General features: G+C 72.0%; 13 protein-coding genes and 2 tRNA genes. 9 read left to right on the forward strand and 6 right to left on the reverse strand.

The genetic code is table 11. The features are described from left to right. Window positions 1-6: 6 nt before the first annotated feature. The gene (locus tag IPG72_07380) at window positions 7-432 is read right to left on the reverse strand and encodes a hypothetical protein (GenBank protein MBK6768816.1); all 426 of its coding nucleotides are present in this window, start codon (window positions 430-432) and stop codon (window positions 7-9) included. On the opposite strand from IPG72_07380, the gene IPG72_07385 reads away from it, so the two are divergent. Continuing rightward, the gene (locus IPG72_07385; protein ID MBK6768817.1) at window positions 407-1,678 is read left to right on the forward strand and encodes a hypothetical protein; all 1,272 of its coding nucleotides are present in this window, start codon (window positions 407-409) and stop codon (window positions 1,676-1,678) included. The genes IPG72_07380 and IPG72_07385 overlap by 26 nt on opposite strands. A 51-nt stretch (window positions 1,679-1,729) precedes the next feature. Beyond that, window positions 1,730-1,817, forward strand: a tRNA-Ser gene (locus IPG72_07390). Between the two features lie 46 nt (window positions 1,818-1,863). Here IPG72_07390 and IPG72_07395 read toward each other — a convergent pair. After that, on the reverse strand, window positions 1,864-3,282 hold the full coding sequence (locus IPG72_07395; GenBank protein MBK6768818.1) for a glycosyltransferase: 1,419 nt from the start codon (window positions 3,280-3,282) through the stop codon (window positions 1,864-1,866). A gap of 157 nt (window positions 3,283-3,439) precedes the next feature. On the opposite strand from IPG72_07395, the gene def reads away from it, so the two are divergent. The 7 genes from def to IPG72_07430 all read left to right on the forward strand — a co-directional run bounded on the left by def (window position 3,440) and on the right by IPG72_07430 (window position 11,692). Next, entirely contained in the window at window positions 3,440-4,000 is a 561-nt protein-coding gene (gene def / locus IPG72_07400; protein MBK6768819.1) for a peptide deformylase, read from the forward strand. Between the two features lie 83 nt (window positions 4,001-4,083). Then, window positions 4,084-4,156: transfer RNA gene (locus IPG72_07405), tRNA-Glu, on the forward strand. Window positions 4,157-4,178: 22 nt separating this feature from the next. Beyond that, complete coding sequence (locus tag IPG72_07410; GenBank protein ID MBK6768820.1) at window positions 4,179-6,002, forward strand: aromatic amino acid lyase; 1,824 nt, start codon at window positions 4,179-4,181, stop codon at window positions 6,000-6,002. A gap of 218 nt (window positions 6,003-6,220) precedes the next feature. After that, the gene (locus IPG72_07415) at window positions 6,221-8,068 is read left to right on the forward strand and encodes a VanW family protein (GenBank protein ID MBK6768821.1); all 1,848 of its coding nucleotides are present in this window, start codon (window positions 6,221-6,223) and stop codon (window positions 8,066-8,068) included. A gap of 53 nt (window positions 8,069-8,121) precedes the next feature. Continuing rightward, window positions 8,122-9,306: a glycosyltransferase family 4 protein gene (locus IPG72_07420; protein MBK6768822.1), complete on the forward strand. Its 1,185-nt coding sequence runs from the start codon at window positions 8,122-8,124 to the stop codon at window positions 9,304-9,306. A gap of 11 nt (window positions 9,307-9,317) precedes the next feature. After that, entirely contained in the window at window positions 9,318-10,433 is a 1,116-nt protein-coding gene (locus tag IPG72_07425) for a hypothetical protein (GenBank protein MBK6768823.1), read from the forward strand. Continuing rightward, complete coding sequence (locus IPG72_07430) at window positions 10,430-11,692, forward strand: glycosyltransferase family 4 protein (protein MBK6768824.1); 1,263 nt, start codon at window positions 10,430-10,432, stop codon at window positions 11,690-11,692. The genes IPG72_07425 and IPG72_07430 overlap by 4 nt, the downstream gene beginning before the upstream one ends. On the opposite strand, the gene IPG72_07435 is transcribed toward IPG72_07430, so the two are convergent. Genes IPG72_07435 through IPG72_07450 form a run of 4 tightly spaced genes read right to left on the reverse strand, consistent with a single transcriptional unit; the run spans window position 11,593 to window position 18,651 of the window. Beyond that, window positions 11,593-15,165, reverse strand: coding sequence for a DUF2723 domain-containing protein (locus IPG72_07435; protein MBK6768825.1), 3,573 nt, complete (start codon window positions 15,163-15,165; stop codon window positions 11,593-11,595). The genes IPG72_07430 and IPG72_07435 overlap by 100 nt on opposite strands. Next, entirely contained in the window at window positions 15,162-15,992 is an 831-nt protein-coding gene (locus tag IPG72_07440) for a polyprenol monophosphomannose synthase (protein ID MBK6768826.1), read from the reverse strand. The genes IPG72_07435 and IPG72_07440 overlap by 4 nt, the downstream gene beginning before the upstream one ends. Then, on the reverse strand, window positions 15,989-17,485 hold the full coding sequence (locus IPG72_07445) for an ATP-grasp domain-containing protein (protein ID MBK6768827.1): 1,497 nt from the start codon (window positions 17,483-17,485) through the stop codon (window positions 15,989-15,991). Before IPG72_07445 ends, IPG72_07440 begins: the two co-directional genes overlap by 4 nt. Next, the gene (locus tag IPG72_07450; GenBank protein ID MBK6768828.1) at window positions 17,482-18,651 is read right to left on the reverse strand and encodes a PLP-dependent lyase/thiolase; all 1,170 of its coding nucleotides are present in this window, start codon (window positions 18,649-18,651) and stop codon (window positions 17,482-17,484) included. The genes IPG72_07445 and IPG72_07450 overlap by 4 nt, the downstream gene beginning before the upstream one ends. Window positions 18,652-18,666: the final 15 nt, after the last annotated feature.

Consider the following 18,666-nt stretch of genomic DNA (forward strand, 5'->3'; position numbering starts at 1 on the left):
AGGCGATCAGCACGCACACGGGCGGCCGCGGCACTTCGGGCAGCCGGCAGAAAAACGGGCGGCGGCGGCGGCCATGTCGACGCCGTGCAGATTGGCGAGCGTGACCAGCCACGCCAGCACGTCGCCGAATTCGCCCTGCCGCTCGTCCGCCGTGCCTCTTCGGATCGCCTCCGCCATCTCGCCGACCTCCTCGACGAACCACAGGAACGCGGCTGCCTCGCCGCGGGCCCGATCCCGGGCGCCGTACGTCTCCTCGATGGCCGTCTGAAACGCGCGGATGTCCACGTGCCGCCCCTGGTGTATGATCGTCCCTGCTTGCGCGCGCTCGCGCGTGCGGCCGGCAGAACGAACCAATCGGTCCGACCTCGACTTCTCCCCCTGACCCCCGCCAGGAGCCTTGAAGCCTATGCGCGCCGTCAACGGGATGCACATTTCGAACCATCGCCACTGGGACATCGAGCTCATGCTCAAGGCCGCCAAGGTGCGCGGCGCGGTGACGATCCTGCACCACATGATGTTCGAGCACGACGCCGTGGCCCAGCAGTGGGGCGATGCCGAGAACGCGTACTGGTACAACAAGCTGCGCTGGGGCTGGCCGCCCCAGGGCATCCCGGCGGCGCCCGAGCGGCTGATCCACGTTCGGATGTTCCACCCGAACTGGCGGGCGATCGATCCCAAGGTGTGGGCCGAGCACAGTGTCCGGATGCTCTCGAGCTGGCGGAACGGCGCGCAGAGCGCGAACCTGTGGGAGGATCCCATGGTCTGTGTCTCGGCGTGCAACGAACAGAATCTCGAGCCCTACCTGGCGACGACAACCGCCGAGTACGACAAGATGGGCAAGTGGCAGATCGATTTCTGGAACGAAGTCGATCGGCTGATCCCGGGCCGCAAAGCCCTCTCGTGCTTCGGCGCGCTGGCCTTCGGCCACGACGCGCAGCCCGACGTCCCGGACAGCGAGTACATGGTCCCGGCCATCAAAGACGCCGTCCAGCGCGTCGAGATCATGGCGACGCACCCGTACGGGCACATGGAGTGGGGCGCACAGGGCGACAAGACGCTGCCCGGCGGCAGCGACGCGTTCTGGCACATGCTGCGCGACTTCCGACCCAAAGGCTGGCGGGACACCGTCCAGCCGGGTCGGCCGCCGGATCCGGGAGGCGTGCGCGCGCAGTTCCCGACCAAGCCAATCTTGATCAGCGAGAGCGGGACTTTCGCGCACAACGACCCGGCCCGCGCAACGAAGACGATCACGGCGATGCGCGGCCTGCTCGACGCTTGCGCCGCCGACGGCAAGGTGCTCGGTGTGACATGGTTCATCTGGAACTCGGATGAGAGCCATCCGACGAACGTCATTTGGCCCAATGTCCCGTTGCGCAACGCCATGGCCGATCTGGCCGAAGTGACGACGAACGCCGCCGTGCCCGTCCGCGGTGCGCCCGGCCCGGGACCGGTCGATCCCGGCCCGACGCCGACACCCGTGGAACCCGCCGTCTTCCCGGCGATCAAGGTCCTCCAAGGGGAAGGGATGTTCGCCGTCGCCCGCCGCGCGTACGGGGACGCGGACGTTGCCCGCAACGCGCGGCGCCTGGCGGATGCCAACGGGATGGGCTGGCCGCCGGTGCTGCGGGCAGGGATGGTGCTGAAGGTGCCGGGGTTCCGCGCGGTGCGGGAGGCGTAGGTCGCAACGGCGTCGCGGGCGCCGACGCTATACTGTCGCCGACGCATGTCGGGAGGAGTGCCGGAGAGGCCAATCGGCGCCGCCTTGAAAGCGGATGGCCCGCAAGGGCACGGGGGTTCGAATCCCTCCTCCTCCGCCATGCGCTGAACAGGGCTGGGCTCGGCGGCAAGATCGCCCGGTTGCGCTCAGCCGACCCCGCCGCCGGCGACCGTGACCTCGCCGAGCACCCGCACGTGCCAATCCCGCCACACCTGCCCGTACAACGCTTCGACCCGCTCGGCGATCGCCGGCCAGCCGTACGCCTCGGCCGTGGCAATGCCGTGCTCGCCCAGCGTGTCATGGATCTCGGGCAGTGCGAGGAGCGGCTGGAGCTTGGCGGCGAGCGCCTCGGGGTCGCCGTCCGGCACGAGGAAGCCCGTGCGTCCGTCCCGGATCAGCGTCGACAGGCCGCCGACGTCGGAGGCGATGACCGGCGTGCCGCACGCCATGGCCTCGAGCGCGACCATCCCGAAGCTCTCGTAGCGCGACGGCACGACGACGACTTCGGCTGCGTTGTAGTAGTACCGCAGCGCGTCCTGGCCGAGCGCGCCGATGAAGCGCACGAGGTGGCCCAGGCCGAGCGACTCGGCGAGGTCGTTCAGGCGGCCGAGCTCGGCGTCCGCGCGGCGCAGGTCCTCGCTCGTGTCGCCGCCGACGACGCACAGGCAGGCGTTCTCGCGCAGCGACGGGTCGCGCGCGACGACGATGCCCATCGCCCGGATCAGCGTGTCGAGGCCCTTGATCGGGTCCATCCGACCGACGAACAGGATCATCCGCTCGCACGGGTCGCGCTGCAGGTGCGCCAGCGCCTGCTCGCGCGGCATCGGCCGAAAGACGTCGAGGTCGACGCCGGGTGGGATGATCTCGATCTTCGACGGGTCGGCGCCGTAGAGCTCGACCATGTGCTCCATGTCGATTGATGTCGCCGCCACGAGCGCGTCGGCGTAGCCCATGATCGCGCGCTCGGTGGGGATCCGATCGATGTTCTCGGTCGACGCCCCTCCCCCGGCGGCGAGGTCCTTCATCGCCCCGAGCGTGTGGAACATGTGGACGATCGGCGCCGGGTGGCAGCGGCGCAACTCGGCGGCGACGTGCCCGCTCATCCAGTAATGGCTGTGGTAGAGGTCGTAGCGCACGCCCTCGGCGGCGACGAAGCGGCACACGCCCTCGATGAACGACGGCACGTTGGCCCAGATCTCGTCGCGCGTGACGGGCGTCTCCGGACCGGACACGATGTGGATCACACGGACGTTCGGGCCGAGGTCGGTGTCCGGCACGTGCGGGATCAAGGCGCTCTCGGAGCGGGTGAACGCGTCCACAAGGAAACCGCGGCGCCCGAGCTGGCGCATGAGCTCGCGCACGTAGACGTTCATCCCGCCGGTCTGCTTGCCGCCCGGCGCTGCGAGCGGGCACGTGTGGACGCTGAGCATCGCGATTCGGGGCGGCGCGTGCAGCACCGCGGCGCAGCGCGGATCCGTGCTCGCGGCCGGGCCGGGGTGTGACGCAGCCGAATGGCGCCCCTCTGCGTCGGGGGGCAAGTGGTTCGATGACGCGATCGCGCCCATGGTGCCTCCGTGGACCGTGCATTGTCGCGCGCACGCGCAATCGCGCAAGACTAGCACAGCGTTAACTCCGCCACGGCGCCGAACCCGGCCACGGCGTTGACCCTGCCGCTGCGACTCGCCTACCATCATGCCGAACCGCTTCATCCCGGAGTTCCCGATGGCCATTCGCCCGATCGTCACGCTCGCCGACAACAACCCCGTCCTGCGGCGCCCCGCCAACCGCGTCCGCCGCATCGACAAGTCGACGCGCGCACTGATGGACGACATGATCGACACGATGCGCGACGCGCCCGGCGTCGGCCTCGCGGCGCCGCAGATCGGCGTCGAGCTGCGCGTGATCGTCGTCGAGGTGCCGACGGACCCGGAGGACCCGGAGTCGGCGATGCGCCTGCACGCCTTGGCGGATCCCGAGATCCTGTGGTTCTCGCCCGAGATCGAAGAGGACCAGGAGGCGTGCCTCTCGATCCCCGGTCTGTACGGCGATGTCCCGCGCTACGTCGCGATCCGCATTCGCGGCCTCGACCGCTCCGGCCGACAGATTGAACTGGAAGTTGCGGACTACGAGGCGCGTGTCTTCCAGCACGAGATCGACCATCTCGACGGCATACTCTACACCCAGCGGGTGACGAGTCCGGACAAGCTCTATCGGCTGCAGCAGGATGCCGCGGGAGAGTACGTGCGGACACCCCTCGGCATGGACGAACTACACGTGCTTTGACGTGGCCGGACCCGAACGCTGCATGTTCCGAAACGGCATGCTTGGCCCCTGACGGGTCCGCCTGCTAGAATCGTCCGCCCTGCGCCCCCATCGTCTAGGGGACTAGGACACCACCCTTTCAAGGTGGTAACCGGGGTTCGAATCCCCGTGGGGGTACACGAAGGCCGTGGCGCCGCGCATGCACGATCCCCTCGACCTGGCCGCGGCCGATGGCCATCCAAGGCAGCTCACGATCCGCGACGTCGTCCACGTCGCGCGGGGGCTCCGCGCCGTGGCCCCGCTCCGCGAGGAGCCGGCGACCCAGCGCGCGCTCGAGGCGGCCATGGAGGCGTCGGCGGCGTGGGTCGCTTCGCTCGTCGAGCGCATCGAGGATCCGGCGACGCCGACGGTGTACGGCATCAACACCGGCTTCGGCGCGCTGGCGGGACGCCAGACGCTGCGCAGCGCGTATGAAGCCGACGTGCTGCAGCGCAACCTCCTCGTCAGCCACGCCGTCGGCGGCGGCCGGCTGCTGGACGAGGACGAGGTGCGCGCGGCGGCGCTCGTGCGCGCCAGTCAGCTCGCACGCGGCCGCAGCGGCATCCGCGTCGCTGTCGTCAACCGCCTGATCGCCCTGCTGAACGGCCGCGTCCTGCCGACGGTCCACGCGATGGGCTCGCTCGGCGCCAGCGGCGATCTGGCGCCGCTGGCCTACCTCGCCTTGGCGATCAGCGCCCCGCCTGAGCCCCCAACGGGCACAACTCCTTTGCCGGTCGACGGTTTCGACATGCCGGCGTGGGTGTTGGCGGACGAGGCGCCGGGACAGACGCTGACGTGGCTGCCCGAAGACGTCCGCATCCTGCCCGACCCGCGCGACGGCCGGCCGCTTGTCTGGCGCCAGGTACCCGCCGCCGTGGCAATGGCGCCGTTCGGCGGCCAGATCCGGCTGCGCGCCAAGGAAGGTCTGGCGCTGACGAACGGGGCCACCTTGACGGCCGCACTGGCCGCGCTGGCGGTGCACGACGCGCAGCGTGTGCTCGAGCACGCCGAGCTGGCGCTGGCGATGACGCTCGAGGCGGCCCGCGGCTTTCGCGACGCATTCCTCGCGCCGCTGCAGGCAGCGCGCGGCTCACCGGGCCAGGTGGCGACGGCCGCGCGGGTCCTGGAGCTGACGCACGGTTCGACGCTCCTCGACCCCGGCGACGAGGACCACGACCCCGAGCGCGTGCCGCCGCAGGATCCGTATTCGATCCGGTGCGGTCCGCAGGTCATCGGCGCGGCCCGCGACGCGCTCGACTTCATCGGCGCCACCGTCCAGCGCGAGTTGAACGCCGCGGTGGACAACCCGCTGATCTTCACCGACTTGCAGCGCCCGACGAAGGCCGTCAGCGGCGGGAACTTCCACGGCGCGCCGCTCGGCTACGGCCTCGACCTGTTGAAGATCGTCGTCACGGACGTCGCCAGTCAGTCGGAACGGCGAACGTACAAGCTGACGGACTATCGGTTCGACGATCCGGGGCGCCGCGCCTACTCGCTGCCGTTCTTCCTCGTGCCGCCCGACAGCGGTCCGGAGGGCCTCAGCAGCGGCCTCATGATCCCGCAGTACGTGGCGGCCGCCCACGTTTCGGCGTGCAAGACGCTCGCCCATCCCGACAGCGTCGATTCCATTCCTTCCTCGGCCGGCCAGGAAGACCACGTCGCGATGAGCCTGAACGCAGCGCTGCATGCTCGGATGATCCTGGACCACGCGGCGGACGTTGTCGCGATCGAGCTCCTGACGGCGGCGCAGGCGCTCCGGCTGCGGCTTGCCGAAGGCTCGGGCTCGCCGGGCGGGCCCGTCGGACGCGTGATCGAGCGCGTGGCGCGTGACATCGGAGCGCCCGGCTTCGATCGGTCGCTGCACGTGGACCTTTCAGCGATGCGGCGGCTCGTCCGGACGGGCGAGCTGCTGGCGGCCGCCGACGGGCCGAGCGGCGCGGATCGACGGTTGCGCGGCGGCGGCGCGGCGGTGAACGGGGCCTGATTGCGCTTGCGGCGCGGCGGTGCGGCCCGTAGACTAGTACTCTGTCGCTGGACACGCTTCGGATGTCCGACAGAGGTGAACATCCGTAGACTCTGCCGTGACAGGGTACTGGACGGCGTTCGGTAAGGGCGCCGTCGTTCTGATGACGCAACGCATTTCGACTTCGTGTTCCCAGTCGCACACGGCCCGCTCGCCAAGATCCACGCCGAGGCACGTTCATGACCCTCGAACTCGACCACGCCCCGCAAGATCACCCTACGCCCTCGGCCCACCGCATCACCCGGCGCGGCGCCTGGCCCGTCCTCGTGCTTGCCGGTGTCCTCGCCCTCGTGCTCGTCCCAAGCGCCTATCGCTGGCGGTGGGCAGAGCACGTGCTGCCGGGCGTGCGCGTGGCGGCGGTCCACGTCGGCGGGCTCGATCGCGATGCCGCAGCGCAGCGCTTGCAGGCGGCAGGTCTCGATGCCGCGGTCGAGGCGAGCGTCCGAGCGGATGACTTCCGGACGACGATCGGTTCGGAGGCGATCGGACTCGACATCGAAGCGACGCTCGACGCCGCGTTCGCGGTCGGGCGCGCTGGCTCGCGGCCGGCGCAGCTGGCCGACCTCGTGCGTACACGCTTCGGCGGCCGGACCGTTGTGCCGCTCGTTCGCGTGGACCGGGATCGTCTGAACACGGCGCTGCACGCGTTCGCGGCCGACATCGACGCGCCGGCCCAGGATGCGCGACTCGTGCTCGAGACGAACGGCGTGACGGCCACCGAGGCGCTCCCCGGGCGGGCGCTGGACGTCGTGTCGGCCGCGACGACGCTGCAGGGTCTTGCGGAAGTGGGCACGTGGCCGCTGAGCGACGTCCAACTGCCGGTGAACGTGCTCGAGCCCGGCGTGACGGACGTTGGCCCGGCGCTGGAACGGGCGCGCGTGCTGGCAGCCGGTACGGTCGAGCTGTCCCACGGCGACCTGCGGTGGACGCTCGAACCCGCCCAGCTCGTCGGAGCGATGACCGTCGTGACGGACGCCGAACGCGTGCGGTTGGCGATGGCGCCGGCGGAGTGGTCGGCGCTGCTCGCACCGGTCACGGCGGCCGTCTCCAGGACGGCGCAAGCGCCGCGGTTCGACTTCGATCCGGAGACGGGGCACTTGGCCGTCGTCAGGCCGGCCGAGGACGCCCTCGTCGTGAACGTCGAGCGCACTGCCGAGCGCGTGTTGGCGCTCGGCGCCGGTGCCGAGCGCGTCGTGGCCGTCGCGGTGGACCGTACGCCGCCACCGATCACGAACACGGTCTCCGCTGACGAGCTTGGGATTCGCGAGCTCGTCGCCGAAAACACCAGCTATTATGTCGGGTCGGCGCCGGGCCGGGTCACGAACGTTCGGATTGCCGCCCTGCGCTACGACGGGCTCGTCATCCCGAAGGACGCCGTCTTCTCGTTCAATGAGTTCCTGGGCGATGTCTCCGCCGCCGAGGGCTATCAGAAGACGTTGATCATCCTCGATGGCGCCACCGCCGACGGCATCGGCGGCGGCGTGTGCCAGGTCTCCACGACGCTCTTTCGAGCCGCCTTCTGGGCCGGACTGCCGATCGTCGAGCGTTGGGCGCACGGCTACCGCGTCGGCTACTACGAGCAGCACTCCGGTCCCGGCCTTGACGCGACGGTCTACAGCCCCACCGTCGATCTCAAGTTCAGGAACGACACCGGTGCCGCGCTGCTCATCGAAGCGGAACCCAACCCGCGCGCGATGACGCTTACGTTCCGACTGTACGGCACGAAGCCGGCGCGTGAAGTCGAGATGGAGGGACCGTTCACGACGAACATCACCCCGCCGCCTGCGCCGCGCGTCGAGGTCGATCCTTCGCTGCCGCCGGGCGCGAGCGAGAGCAAGGAACTTGCCCGCAACGGGGCGTCGGTTTCCGTCCGGCGGATCGTACGCGTGCCCGGTCAACCGGATCGGGTGGATACCTACCACAGCCGCTATGTTCCGACCGGTGCGCTGACGCTCATCGGACCACCCGCCGCGCCGCCCGCCGAGTTCCAGGCAAGCGCGCCGGCTCAGGCGCCGGTCACCCCCTGACGCTCGCCGGCCGTCGGGCACGTGCCGTGGCCCACGCCGCCAGGCGACCACGAATGCGGCTCGCGATCGTGACGGCCGCCTTTCACGCTTCGGACGACGACCCGTTCGTGCCGGTGTGGCGCGACATGGTCCATGCGTTGGGCGTTCGCGCCGACGTCGTCGTGTTCCCGCTGCGCTTGCCGGCGGCCGGCCCACCGTACACGTTGGACGGCGCGCGCGTCGTGCCGCTCGGCCATGGCATGGTGCGCCTGCGCCGCAGCCCGGCGATGTGGCGTTCGGCTGTGCGAGCCGTCGTGACAGACCACAGTCGGCGGCCGTTCGACGCCGTTCTCGCGCTGCAGGCGGGCGAGCCCGGCTTCGTCGCGGCCCTCATCGCCTTACGCATCGGGCGGCCGCTCCAGGTGCACGTCGCCGGGGGCGAGCTCGTCTGCCACCCCGCCCTGGGCTATGGGTCGCGCTGCCGCTGGGTCGAGCGCGCTCAGGTGAGGGTCGCGCTGCGGCGGGCTGCCGTCGTCACGACGGGCTGCGACGCGATGGCGCAGCGTGCCCGGTCGAGCGTACCGGCGGGCCGGGCGCGCCGGGTCCGGCTGGCGCCGCTCGGTATCGAACCGCGGACCTGGGGCTCGATCGAGCCACGCGTCCTGCCCGAGCGTTTCGCCGCGCGCGGCACACCCGTACCGCGGCTGCTCTCCGTGGCGGACCTTCGGCCGATCAAGGACCATCGCCTCTTGATCCACGCCTTCGCCCGCGTCGCCGCGCAGCAGCCGGTGACGCTGGATATCGTCGGCGCGGGCGAAACGCTGGCCGAGACGCGCATCATCGGCCGGCACCTCGGCGTCGCCGATCGGATTCGGTACTGGGGCCGCGTTCCGCCCGGTGTGCGGCACATCCCGTTTGCCCAAGCGCACGCCTTCGTCCACACCAGCCGCCACGAGGCGCAAGGCATGGCGCTGATCGAAGCGGCGATGCTGGGCCTACCGATCGCCACCACGCGGGTCGGCGTGGCCGAGTCGCTGCCGGAAGGCGGGCGCACGTTGGCCGACGTCGGCGACGAGGACGGCCTCGTGCGCGCGATCCAGCGGGCCTTGGACGGCGCAACGGCGCCCCTGGCTCGGCGGGCGATGGGACGCGCGGCGGTGTCCGCCACGTACGACCGGGATCACTGCGCTGCCCGCTGGATCGACCTCCTGGCGGCGGCGAGCGGGCGGCCCTGCGCGGTCGAACAAGACGAACCGTGAAGGATCAGCCCGTGACCGGACCGGCCCCCCATTGGCAGGACGGCGCGCCCGACCCGCTGTGGTCACGCCCCGCGCCGGCGCTGCGTGTCCGACTCAACCGCCTCGGGTTCGCGATCGAGGTTCAGGCGAACGCCCAGTCGCTGCTCGAGCTGGCGGTGGATGCCTTTGGCCCGCCGGAGCCGGGGGCGCTGCCCGACGAAGGTCCGCCCGACCTGCGTCTCAGCCTCATCGAGGGCCCTCCGCCGGGCGGGGATGGCTGGCCGGTCGACTGGCACGACCACGCGGCCGCGGCCACGCGGCCGATCTTCCGCGAGCACGATGGCTTGTTCGTGGCCTTCGATGGCGCCGGCAGCTGTGTGACGGCCGACCTGCACGCGGGCATGGCCGCCGTGTGGGTCCGCGCCGGGGCCGAAGCGGATCGCGTCCGCGCGCTGTTGATCGAATCGCCCCTGTGGCGGCTTGCCACGCACCGCGGACGGCTGGCGCTTCACGGGGCGGCCGTCGTCATCGACGGAGTGGCCGTCGTCGTGCGCGGTGCGGCGGGGGCGGGCAAGTCGTCCGTTGCGTTGGCTGCGGATGCGGCAGGATGGCCGGTGCTGGCCGAGGAGGTGGTCTGGATCGATCCGCCGCGATGGGCGATCTGGCCGGTGGCGCGCCGCATCCATTTCGACGATGACGCGGCCCTTCGATTGGCCGGCGGGGGCGCAGCACCGCCCGCAGCTCGATCATGGACGGACTCGACGGCCGGTCGGTACCGCGACAAGACCGCCACTCCCCTCGTCACACCGCCTCCGTCCGCGGCGGCGCCGATCGGTCCGCTGGTCCTGCTGGAGCCCGTCCCCAGGCCGTCCGGGCAGGCAGGGGCGGTGTGGCATGCGGTGGCCCCGGCCGAGGCGCGGACACGGTGCGCCGCGGAGCGGATCGTCGGCGAGCACGCCCAACCGGAGTCCCGTTGGGACGAGGTCGTCGGGCGACTGTGCGGCGGCGGTGCGTACGAGGTGCGGGGCGGCGATCCTGCGGCCCGGATCGCCGCCCTTGGCGAGATCGTCCAACACTGGCGACAGTGCCGGCCGCCGGCGATGGACGACCTGGATGCGCCAGCGCCGAGCGGTCCGACCAGGCGGTGACTCGGCGCCGGCTGCGGGTGGCCCTGGTCATGCCGTACTACGATCCGCGGGTCGACGGCGATCCGGCGGTGCGGCTCGCCCGATTCCCGACCGTGCCGGAGCTGGCGGCCGAGCTTGCGCGCCTCGGGTTCGACGTGCGGGCGTTCCACCTCTCCGATCGGAACGCGGAGGCGCGCTGGTCGGGTGTCGAGCACCGCTTCGTGGCCACCGGGTGGGTGCGACGGGCAGCCGCACGCCTGCTGTGGCGGCTCTCGCCGCGGTTCACGGCACCCTATTACGAGCCGGCGTTCGGGCTCGTGCGTCGCGTACTCCTGAGCCGGCCGGACATCGTCCACGTGTTTGGTCTGAACATGGACGTGAACGTGTGGCTCCTCGCGCGCGCCGCTGCGTACCGCGGCATACCCCTCGTCGCGCACTTCCACGGCGGCGTGCCGGCCGTCGACTCGTTGACCCGCTTCCTGCAGCGCGGCTCGCTTCGCCGGATGTCTCGCGTGCTCTTCACGCACGCGGCGCAAGCGCAGCCCTGGCTCACCGCAGGCTTGCGACCGGATCAAGTCGGGGTCGTGATCGAGACCTCGACGTGCATCCCGCGCCTGCCGCGACCTCGACGTGCGGATCGAACGCTGTCCGGCAACCCGGCGTGCGTCCTCGTCGGTCGGCTCCACCCCGTCAAGGATCCGCTGACCGCGCTGACCGCATTCGCCCTGCTCGCTGAAGCTGTGCCCTCGGCGCGCCTGCATGTGTTCAGCGGTTCGGATGCATTCGGCCGTCGGTTCCCTGCCCTTGTTCGTTCCGTGCCTGTTCTGGCTGGGCGTGTAGTCTTCTATGACTACACGAAACCGCGGGATTTGGCGGCTGTTCTGGCGGACGCCGACCTCCTGCTGCAGGCCAGCCGCCGGGAATGGTCGAGCTTGAGCGTGCTCGAGGCGCTGGCGACGGGCGTCGTGCCGGTTGTCACCGACATCCCCGCCCTACGCGCGCTCACGAACGACGGCCGCGTCGGCCGCCTGGTCCCGGTCGGCGACGCGCGGGCGATGGCCGACGCCGCGATCGCGTTGGCCGGGAACCGCGCCGAACTCGAGCGTCTGAGCCTGGCTGGTCGGGCGGACTTCGACGCGCGCCTGTCGTTTCGCGCGCTGGCGCGGGAGGTGGCGCGGACTTACGGCGACGTCGTGGCCGATTCGGCGTCCAGCGTGGACGTGCCGAGCGGGAGACGGACGCGGCGACCCTCCGCATCGACGTCGCCGCCGGCGGCGTGACCGCGGAGGGCGGCGCGTTCGAGGGTCGTCGCATCGTACAGGCCGAACGCCAGCGTCCAGTGGGGGACGGCTGTCCCATCCGGCGGGTCATCGGGCCACGTCAGCACATGCGTGCTCTCGAGCGTCGCACCCCGCGGCCACAGGTGAGTCGGGAAGTGCGGGCCGAGCGGCATGCCATCCGCCTGGGCGGCGGGCTCGGCGACGGACGGATCGCGCAGCACGTGAAGGAAGGCCGTCCAATCGCGGGCGATCGGATCCTCGACGTGCCAGCGGAGCGTGACCGTGGCGGCGTCGCCCGGCCGGAGCCGTTCGACGGACGGCGCATCGATGCCGGTGAGGCGCGGACCGCCGTCAAACGCGATGTCGGCCGTGGTGAAGTCGGCCGCGGACGTCGAAGCGCGGGGCCCATCGATGACGTACAGCCCGGTCAGAACCCGATCGTCGCCCTTCGAGCCGTCCGCGCCGAGGACCGCCCGGCGCACCCGTGAGTCGCGGTCGTACAGCCCGAGTTGCAGCAGCGCGGGTCCGGCCGGCATGTCCGGCGGCACGCGCACGAAGAACGTGTCGGCGTGGATCTCGCCCGACCGCCACTCGTCCATCGGCTCGGCGCCGTACAGAATCTCGCGGTCGGAGCCGGCGCGGAGTGCCTGTCCAGAGTCCAGGAGCTGCACAAACGCCTTGTCCCGGTGGGACGGCGCGCGTTCGGCCGTCCACTGCGTGTCCACCGCCAGCCAATCGCCCGGACGGATGGTCCGTCGGCGCGGCTGGAAGGCGGCAAGCGTGACGCCGCCGTCGAAGCCCAGCGGTCCGTCAAGGCCGGGCGTCTCACGCCGCACTGCAACGCGCGGCAGCCGCCATGGTCGCCCGAACGGCGCCGCGGCGGCGGTCGGATCCAACTGCCGGACGAGGCGAGCCGCGAACGCCGTTGAGCCGAGTGCGCAGCGCATGCCCCGAATCGTCGCCACCCCGGCGCACGCCTCGTCCGGCGGGACGGTCAGCGAATGCCGCGTCACCCGAACGGCTTCCGATCCGCCCGGCCACGCGCCGCTCGGCAGGGCGGCCGCCGTGCCCGAGTCAGCGCCGGACCGCGATGCCGTCAGGCGCACCGTGCCGCCCCTGGCGCGTGCCGTCGAAGGGTGGGCCCAGTAGGCGCGCACACCCATCGAAGCGCCGACGCCGACCGTCGCCGGCGCTTCGATGCCGACGAGGATTGTGCCGTCGGGCCACGCGCGCCGAACGGGCATGATGTCGCCGAAGGCCGGGTCCTCCGCCAGGTCGCGGCGCGTGATCGGCGCGACCGTCACAGCGCCGAGCTTGCGCCACGCGGCATCCTCGAGCACTGCGCCTGCCGCGGCTTCGCGATCCGGTCCGGCGCCTGCGGCCCCGGTGCCGACCCCGGCGACGCGGGCGTTCGCCCCACTTTCGTCAAGGGCACCCTCCAGCCTGTACGCGCCCGGCGCAACCTCGCGCGCGAGGCCGAGTCGGACTTCCGCGGTCTCGACGCGAGCATTCCCGTCCGGCGAGAGCATCGACCGGCCGGCCGCGGCCGGCTGACCCGTCGCATCCGCGACGAGGCGGATACGGACGTTGCCGCCGGCGCCATGTTCGCCGCTGCCGCGCAGAGCCAGCTGGACGATCAAGTCGTCGCCGGGCAATGCGGCCCGGGCGCCGGCGCGTGCGGGGGATGGCATCACGCGCCAACCGACCACGTGAACCACATCGTCAGCGGAGGCGAGCGCCTGCTGCGGAGCGGCCATGCCGGCCGGCACGCCGGCATCCGATGACGGGACGAGCGCGTACGACGGGCCGATCGGCACGGACCGTACGCCGATCGACGGCAGCACGTCGCGGGCGATCCCGTACGCGACGACCGGTCGATCCTCCGACAGTGGGTCGGCGCGCGCGCGCCGGCCGGCCGGCCAGTCGGCGTATACGACGTCGAGATCCGGTCGGACGCCCATCAGGTGATGCGCATACAGGAATCCGGCGCCGACGGAGGGGTGGACGACGAGGCGCGCGCCTTGCGGGATCGGTTCCGCCAGCGCCGCGTCGGCAGCGGCCTGACCGGACCAGCCGCGCGACGCGTCCACGCGCGGCCATGCGTGGGCGAGCGACACGGCCACAGCACCCGAGCACACCGCGGCGACGGCGGCGCGCCGGAAGGGCGACCGGCGCGCCGTCGGCCCGAGCGACATCGCCGCGGCGGCGGCGCCGATGCCGGACGCGATCGCCAGTGCGGCCAGCGCCGGCAGGAGCACCACCCAGCCGTCCCACGCGAAGTAACCCAGGTAGAACGCAGCATAGGCGCAGATGACTGCGGCAAGGGCAACCGCCCAGTCGAAGCGCCGCCGTGCGGCCAGGGCGGCGATGCCCACGGCGGCAAGCACCAGCGTCAGCGGTCCGAACGCAGTGACGATTGCGTGCCGCAGCAGTCCCCAGCGCGCGGGTTCGGCGGGCAGACGGCTCAGATCGAACAGCCCGGGGTAGTTGCGGCCGGTGACGTAGCCGAACAACGTGGGCACATCCAACGCCGTGCCGTTCACTGCCTGCCAACGCCACGGGAAGTAGAGGAGCGGCGCAAGGCCGACGATGAAGGCGAGTGCCGAGCGCGCGACATCGCCCGGGCGAGTGAGGAGCTTCGGATCGCGGCACAGGACGAGCCATGCGACGACCGGGTAGAGGAAGACGGTCGTCAGATGATGCGTGAAGCCGAGGCCGGCCAGGGTCAGCGCGGACAGGCGCCACGCGGCATCCGTGCGACCGCTGCCGACCGGCACTGCCGCCACGCTCAGCCGAGCGTTCGGGCTTCGGGTGGGCCGGCGGCGCAGGTGCGCCAAGCACGCCAGCACACCGAGCACGAGGACGACGTTCAGCGTGTAGACCTCGGTGATCACGGCCTGCGACCACAACTGCGGCGTGAAGGCCATCGCCAGCGCGGCCACGACGCCGGCGAGCGGGTCGTTCGCCAGGCGGCGTGCGAGCGTGAATGCGAGCGCGGCGGCGACCGTGCCGCACGACGCGGACAGCAAGTTCATCCGCCACGCCACGTCCGCGACAGGCAGCCGCGTGAACACGTGGCCGAGCAGCGTGTAGAGTGCATAGCCCGGTGCGTGCGCAATGCGGAGCGTCGCCGCCACGAGCTGGAACTCGATGCTGTCCGTGGCGTTCGTCGTCGGCGAAAGCGTGGCGAAGTACGCTGCGCCGACGGCCAGGACGACGAGCGTGCCGGCCAACCGGCCGCGCGGGCGACCGCGGCGATCGCGCCGATCGCGGATCGGCGCACGCTGCGGTACGGCATCGGAGCCGGACGGCGTGGCCGATGCCGATGCCGCCGCGAACGCGAGGCCGATGAGCACGGCAACGCCGGCTTGGAGCGGGCGGTATGCCGCTTGCGCGCCGACGGCGGCCAGGGCCACGCCTGCGGGCAGCATGTGCGCCGCGCCCGCGATCGCGGCCGACCGCGGCGCCTTCATCCGGGCGATTGTCCGCGCGGCGGTCGCCCCGGCAGCCGGAGCCGGCGCCGCGCGTACCAGCGCCGCCACGCGAGGCGCACCACGGTCTCGGCGGCGCGGCCGATCTCGGCCCGCGAGATCTTGGACGCCCCGTGGCGGCGGTCGGTGAACCGGATCGGGACCTCGGCCACGCGAGCGCCGGCGCGCTGGCATCGAAAGAGCATCTCGATGAGGTAGCTGTACCCGCTGGACCGGATGCCTTCCAGGTCGACCTCGCCGAGCAGGCTGGCGCGGTAACATCGAAAGCCCGAGGTGCAGTCGTCTGCCGAGAGGCCGATCACGCGGCGGGAGAGCGCGTTGGCGCCGGCGCTCAGGAAGCGGCGGTGCCAGCCCCAGTCGCCGTCGATCGAGCCGCCGGCGGTGTAGCGGCTGCCGATGACCAGATCCGCTTCGACGGCTGCGGCCAGCAACAGCGGGAGGACGGCCGGGTCGTGCGAGAAGTCGGCGTCCATCGTGCAGACGAGCGCGGCGCCCATTTGGAGCGCTTCGCGGAAGCCGGCGCCGTACGCCGTTCCGAGGCCGAGCTTGCGGCCGCGGTGCAGCACGACGACCCGTTGGCCGTACCGCGCCGCCAGGGCGTCGGCCGCCCGGCCGGTACCGTCCGGCGATCCGTCGTCGACGACGACGACGGCGCGGATGCCCCCCTGGGCCAGGATGGACTCGACGAGCGGCGTGATGTTGTCCACTTCGTTGTACGTCGGCAGGACGACGACGGCGCCGGCTTGCGCCGCGGACGCAGGCTCAACGGGGTGGAGCGGCGCCCGATCGATCACCGACACGTCGTTCATCGCGCTGCGTCGCCCGAAACCGCGGCGGTCGTTGCCGGCGGGGTTGCGCCGACCGCTCCGCAGACGGTGCGCACAAGCTCACCGATGTCATCCGACAATCGGCCGTCCCGCTCCGCCACGCCGTGCCCGCGCCGCAGGAGCCGTGCATGCGCCGCTCCGTGCTCGATCGAACGTCCCGGCGCCGGCATGAGCACGAGGACTTCGTCGGGCGAGAGCCCATCCGTCCGCACCGCCGGCCGCGCCGGACCGACGCCGGCGGCAGTCGTGCCGTGCCCACGGACGGGCCACGCACCGGTTCGTACGTCGTCGGCCACGGCAAACGGCGCGTGGTCGATGTTGTGCATGACGACCTGTCCGCCGCACAGCGGGGCCTCGTTGGCATCCATCGGCGCCTGGTCGGCGTCCGGATCGAGGTGGGCGATGACATGACGCGCCAGGAGCGGCAGTCGACCGTCCGCCAGCTCGAGCTGCGTGCAAAGCGCGATCGAGGCGATCAGGCGTGGGTTCACCTCGATCACGTAGACCCGCCCGTCGTCGCCCTGCACGAAGTCCACCCCGAACACGCCGCGAAACCCATCGGCGGCGAGCGCGCGGCCGATGGCCCGCGCCGCAGCGCTGAGCGCCGGCGTGGCGACGTCCATGTGCGCCATGATCGCCCAATCCTGTCCGCACGAGCCGAGGCGATAGGGGGTGATGCGCTCGAGGCCGGTCAGCTGCAGGAACGGCGCACCGACGGCGACCCCTCGCGCGGTCACGCACGCGTTGATCGACAACGGCGTGCCGGCGACGAGGCCCGTGACGCGCCACTCAGGACTCCGGGCGCTCGCCAGCGCGTGGTCGATCTCGGACGACGAGGAGACGACGTAGCTCTGCATCCCGGCATAGCCGTACGGCGCCTGAACGACGAGCGTCGGGCCGAGGTCGGCGGCGAGGACGTCGTAGTTCATCGCGGCACGCGCGACGATGCGGCCGGGCGGCTGAACCAGGCCGAGCGAGGCGGCGAGCCCTCGAAAGGCGACCTTGTTCTCCCACCGTCGTGCCAGCGCAGCCGACGAACAGAGCAGTCGCCATCCTTCGGCGTGCGCGGTCTGTTCCAGTTGGTGGGACGGCTTGAAGACGAGGAGCGGCAAGTCACCGCCGGCGCGGACGCTGCGTTCGCGCAGCCACGTCAGCGCGCGGGGCGACCGCATGAGCGCCGGCGTGCCGCGCGGGTCTCCCCGCGCCGCACCGGTGGGTTCGTCGGCGGCGGCGTCGCCACGGCCGTGGTCTTCGACGTGCGACGACGCGCCGAGCGCGAGGACGTCGACGGCCTCGTCCCGCAGCAGCGCGGCCGCAGGCGTTTCGTCGAAGCACAGGATGCCGAAGTCGGGCAGGACGCGGTCGAGGCCGATCCCGTAATGCGGGTCGGGACCGGCGAACGTGACGGAGCGCGCGGCCCGCGCCGCCCAGCCTTCGACGTCCGCGGCCGTCCGCACGCGCTCGGCAACGCTCATCGGCCGCCGCCGGACAACGGCAACGGGCCGAGCGTGCGCCGGACGATCCGGTCGACGTCCTCGATCGTCCGCGCTTCCGAGGACGGCGAAATCGCATCGTCGGTCGAAGGATCCGACGATGCCATGGTCGCCGCCCCGCCGGCTCGCTGGGCACCGGTGACGACGACGATCGCCGTTCGGATGCCCGACTCGGCCGCCGCCCGGCGCGCAGCGGCGAGTGCGGCTGCCGCCTCGAGCGCAGCGTGGACGCCGTGCGCGCGAAGAAGCTCGTCCGCCGCATCGGCTTCGGCGTCCGTGATCCACCAGCCGCCGCCGTGCGTGGCGCGGATGAGGCGCTGCGCCTCACCCAGCCGTCGCGTCTTCCGCGCGCCGAGTGCGCCAACGCGGCCTGGTCGGAACGCGGGCTCGGCGGGCCGCGCTTCAAACGGGGCAGCCACCGACCCGCCGATCCCCTGCACGGCATGCAGGGCCGGTGTCGGCGCCGTGCGCGGGAATGCGGCGACGTCGCGCCGGGCAAAGGCACGACCGATGCCGACGAACGACGCGGCGCTTGATACGAACGTGAAGAGTGCCTCAGGCACGAATGCCGGCACCCCGGCCTGATCACGCAAGTCGGACAGGATCTCCCAGCCGAGGGTCAGAAAGCCCTCCACCGCCGCCGGGTCGGTCGACGGCCTGAGGTTGGGGATTCGGTGCGCGGCGCACCACGCCTCGCACAGCGTGAGGGCGTTCGGACTCACGACGACCGCCGCGCCGTTCGCGCGAACGGCGCCCACCTTGCCCGCGTCCGTGCCGGGCGCAACGAAGGCGACGACGCCGACGCCCGCCGCGCGCCCGTACGCCGCCGCTGCGATGGCGGCGTTGCCCGATGACGAGAGCGCCACGCAGCGGAGCGCACGCCCGCCGTCGGCGGCGGATGCGATGGCGGCCGACACCTGGAATGCCATGCCGCGGTCCTTGTGCGAACCCGTCGGGTTCCGGTCCTCGCGCTTGAGCCAGAGGTGCGCCAGACCGAGCGCGGAGGCCAGCCGCGGCGCACGCTCGAACGGGGTGTTGCCCTCGCCGAGCGAGACGCGATACGGCCGTTCGATCGGCGGCTCGAAGGCATCGGCATAGCGCCAGATGCCGGCAGCCGGCGCCTCGGATCGCACCGTCATCGCGTTCACGCAGCGCTGCGCTAC

It is taken from the genome of Candidatus Avedoeria danica (assembly GCA_016703025.1).
Lineage (GTDB): Bacteria > Chloroflexota > Anaerolineae > Epilineales > Epilineaceae > Avedoeria > Avedoeria danica.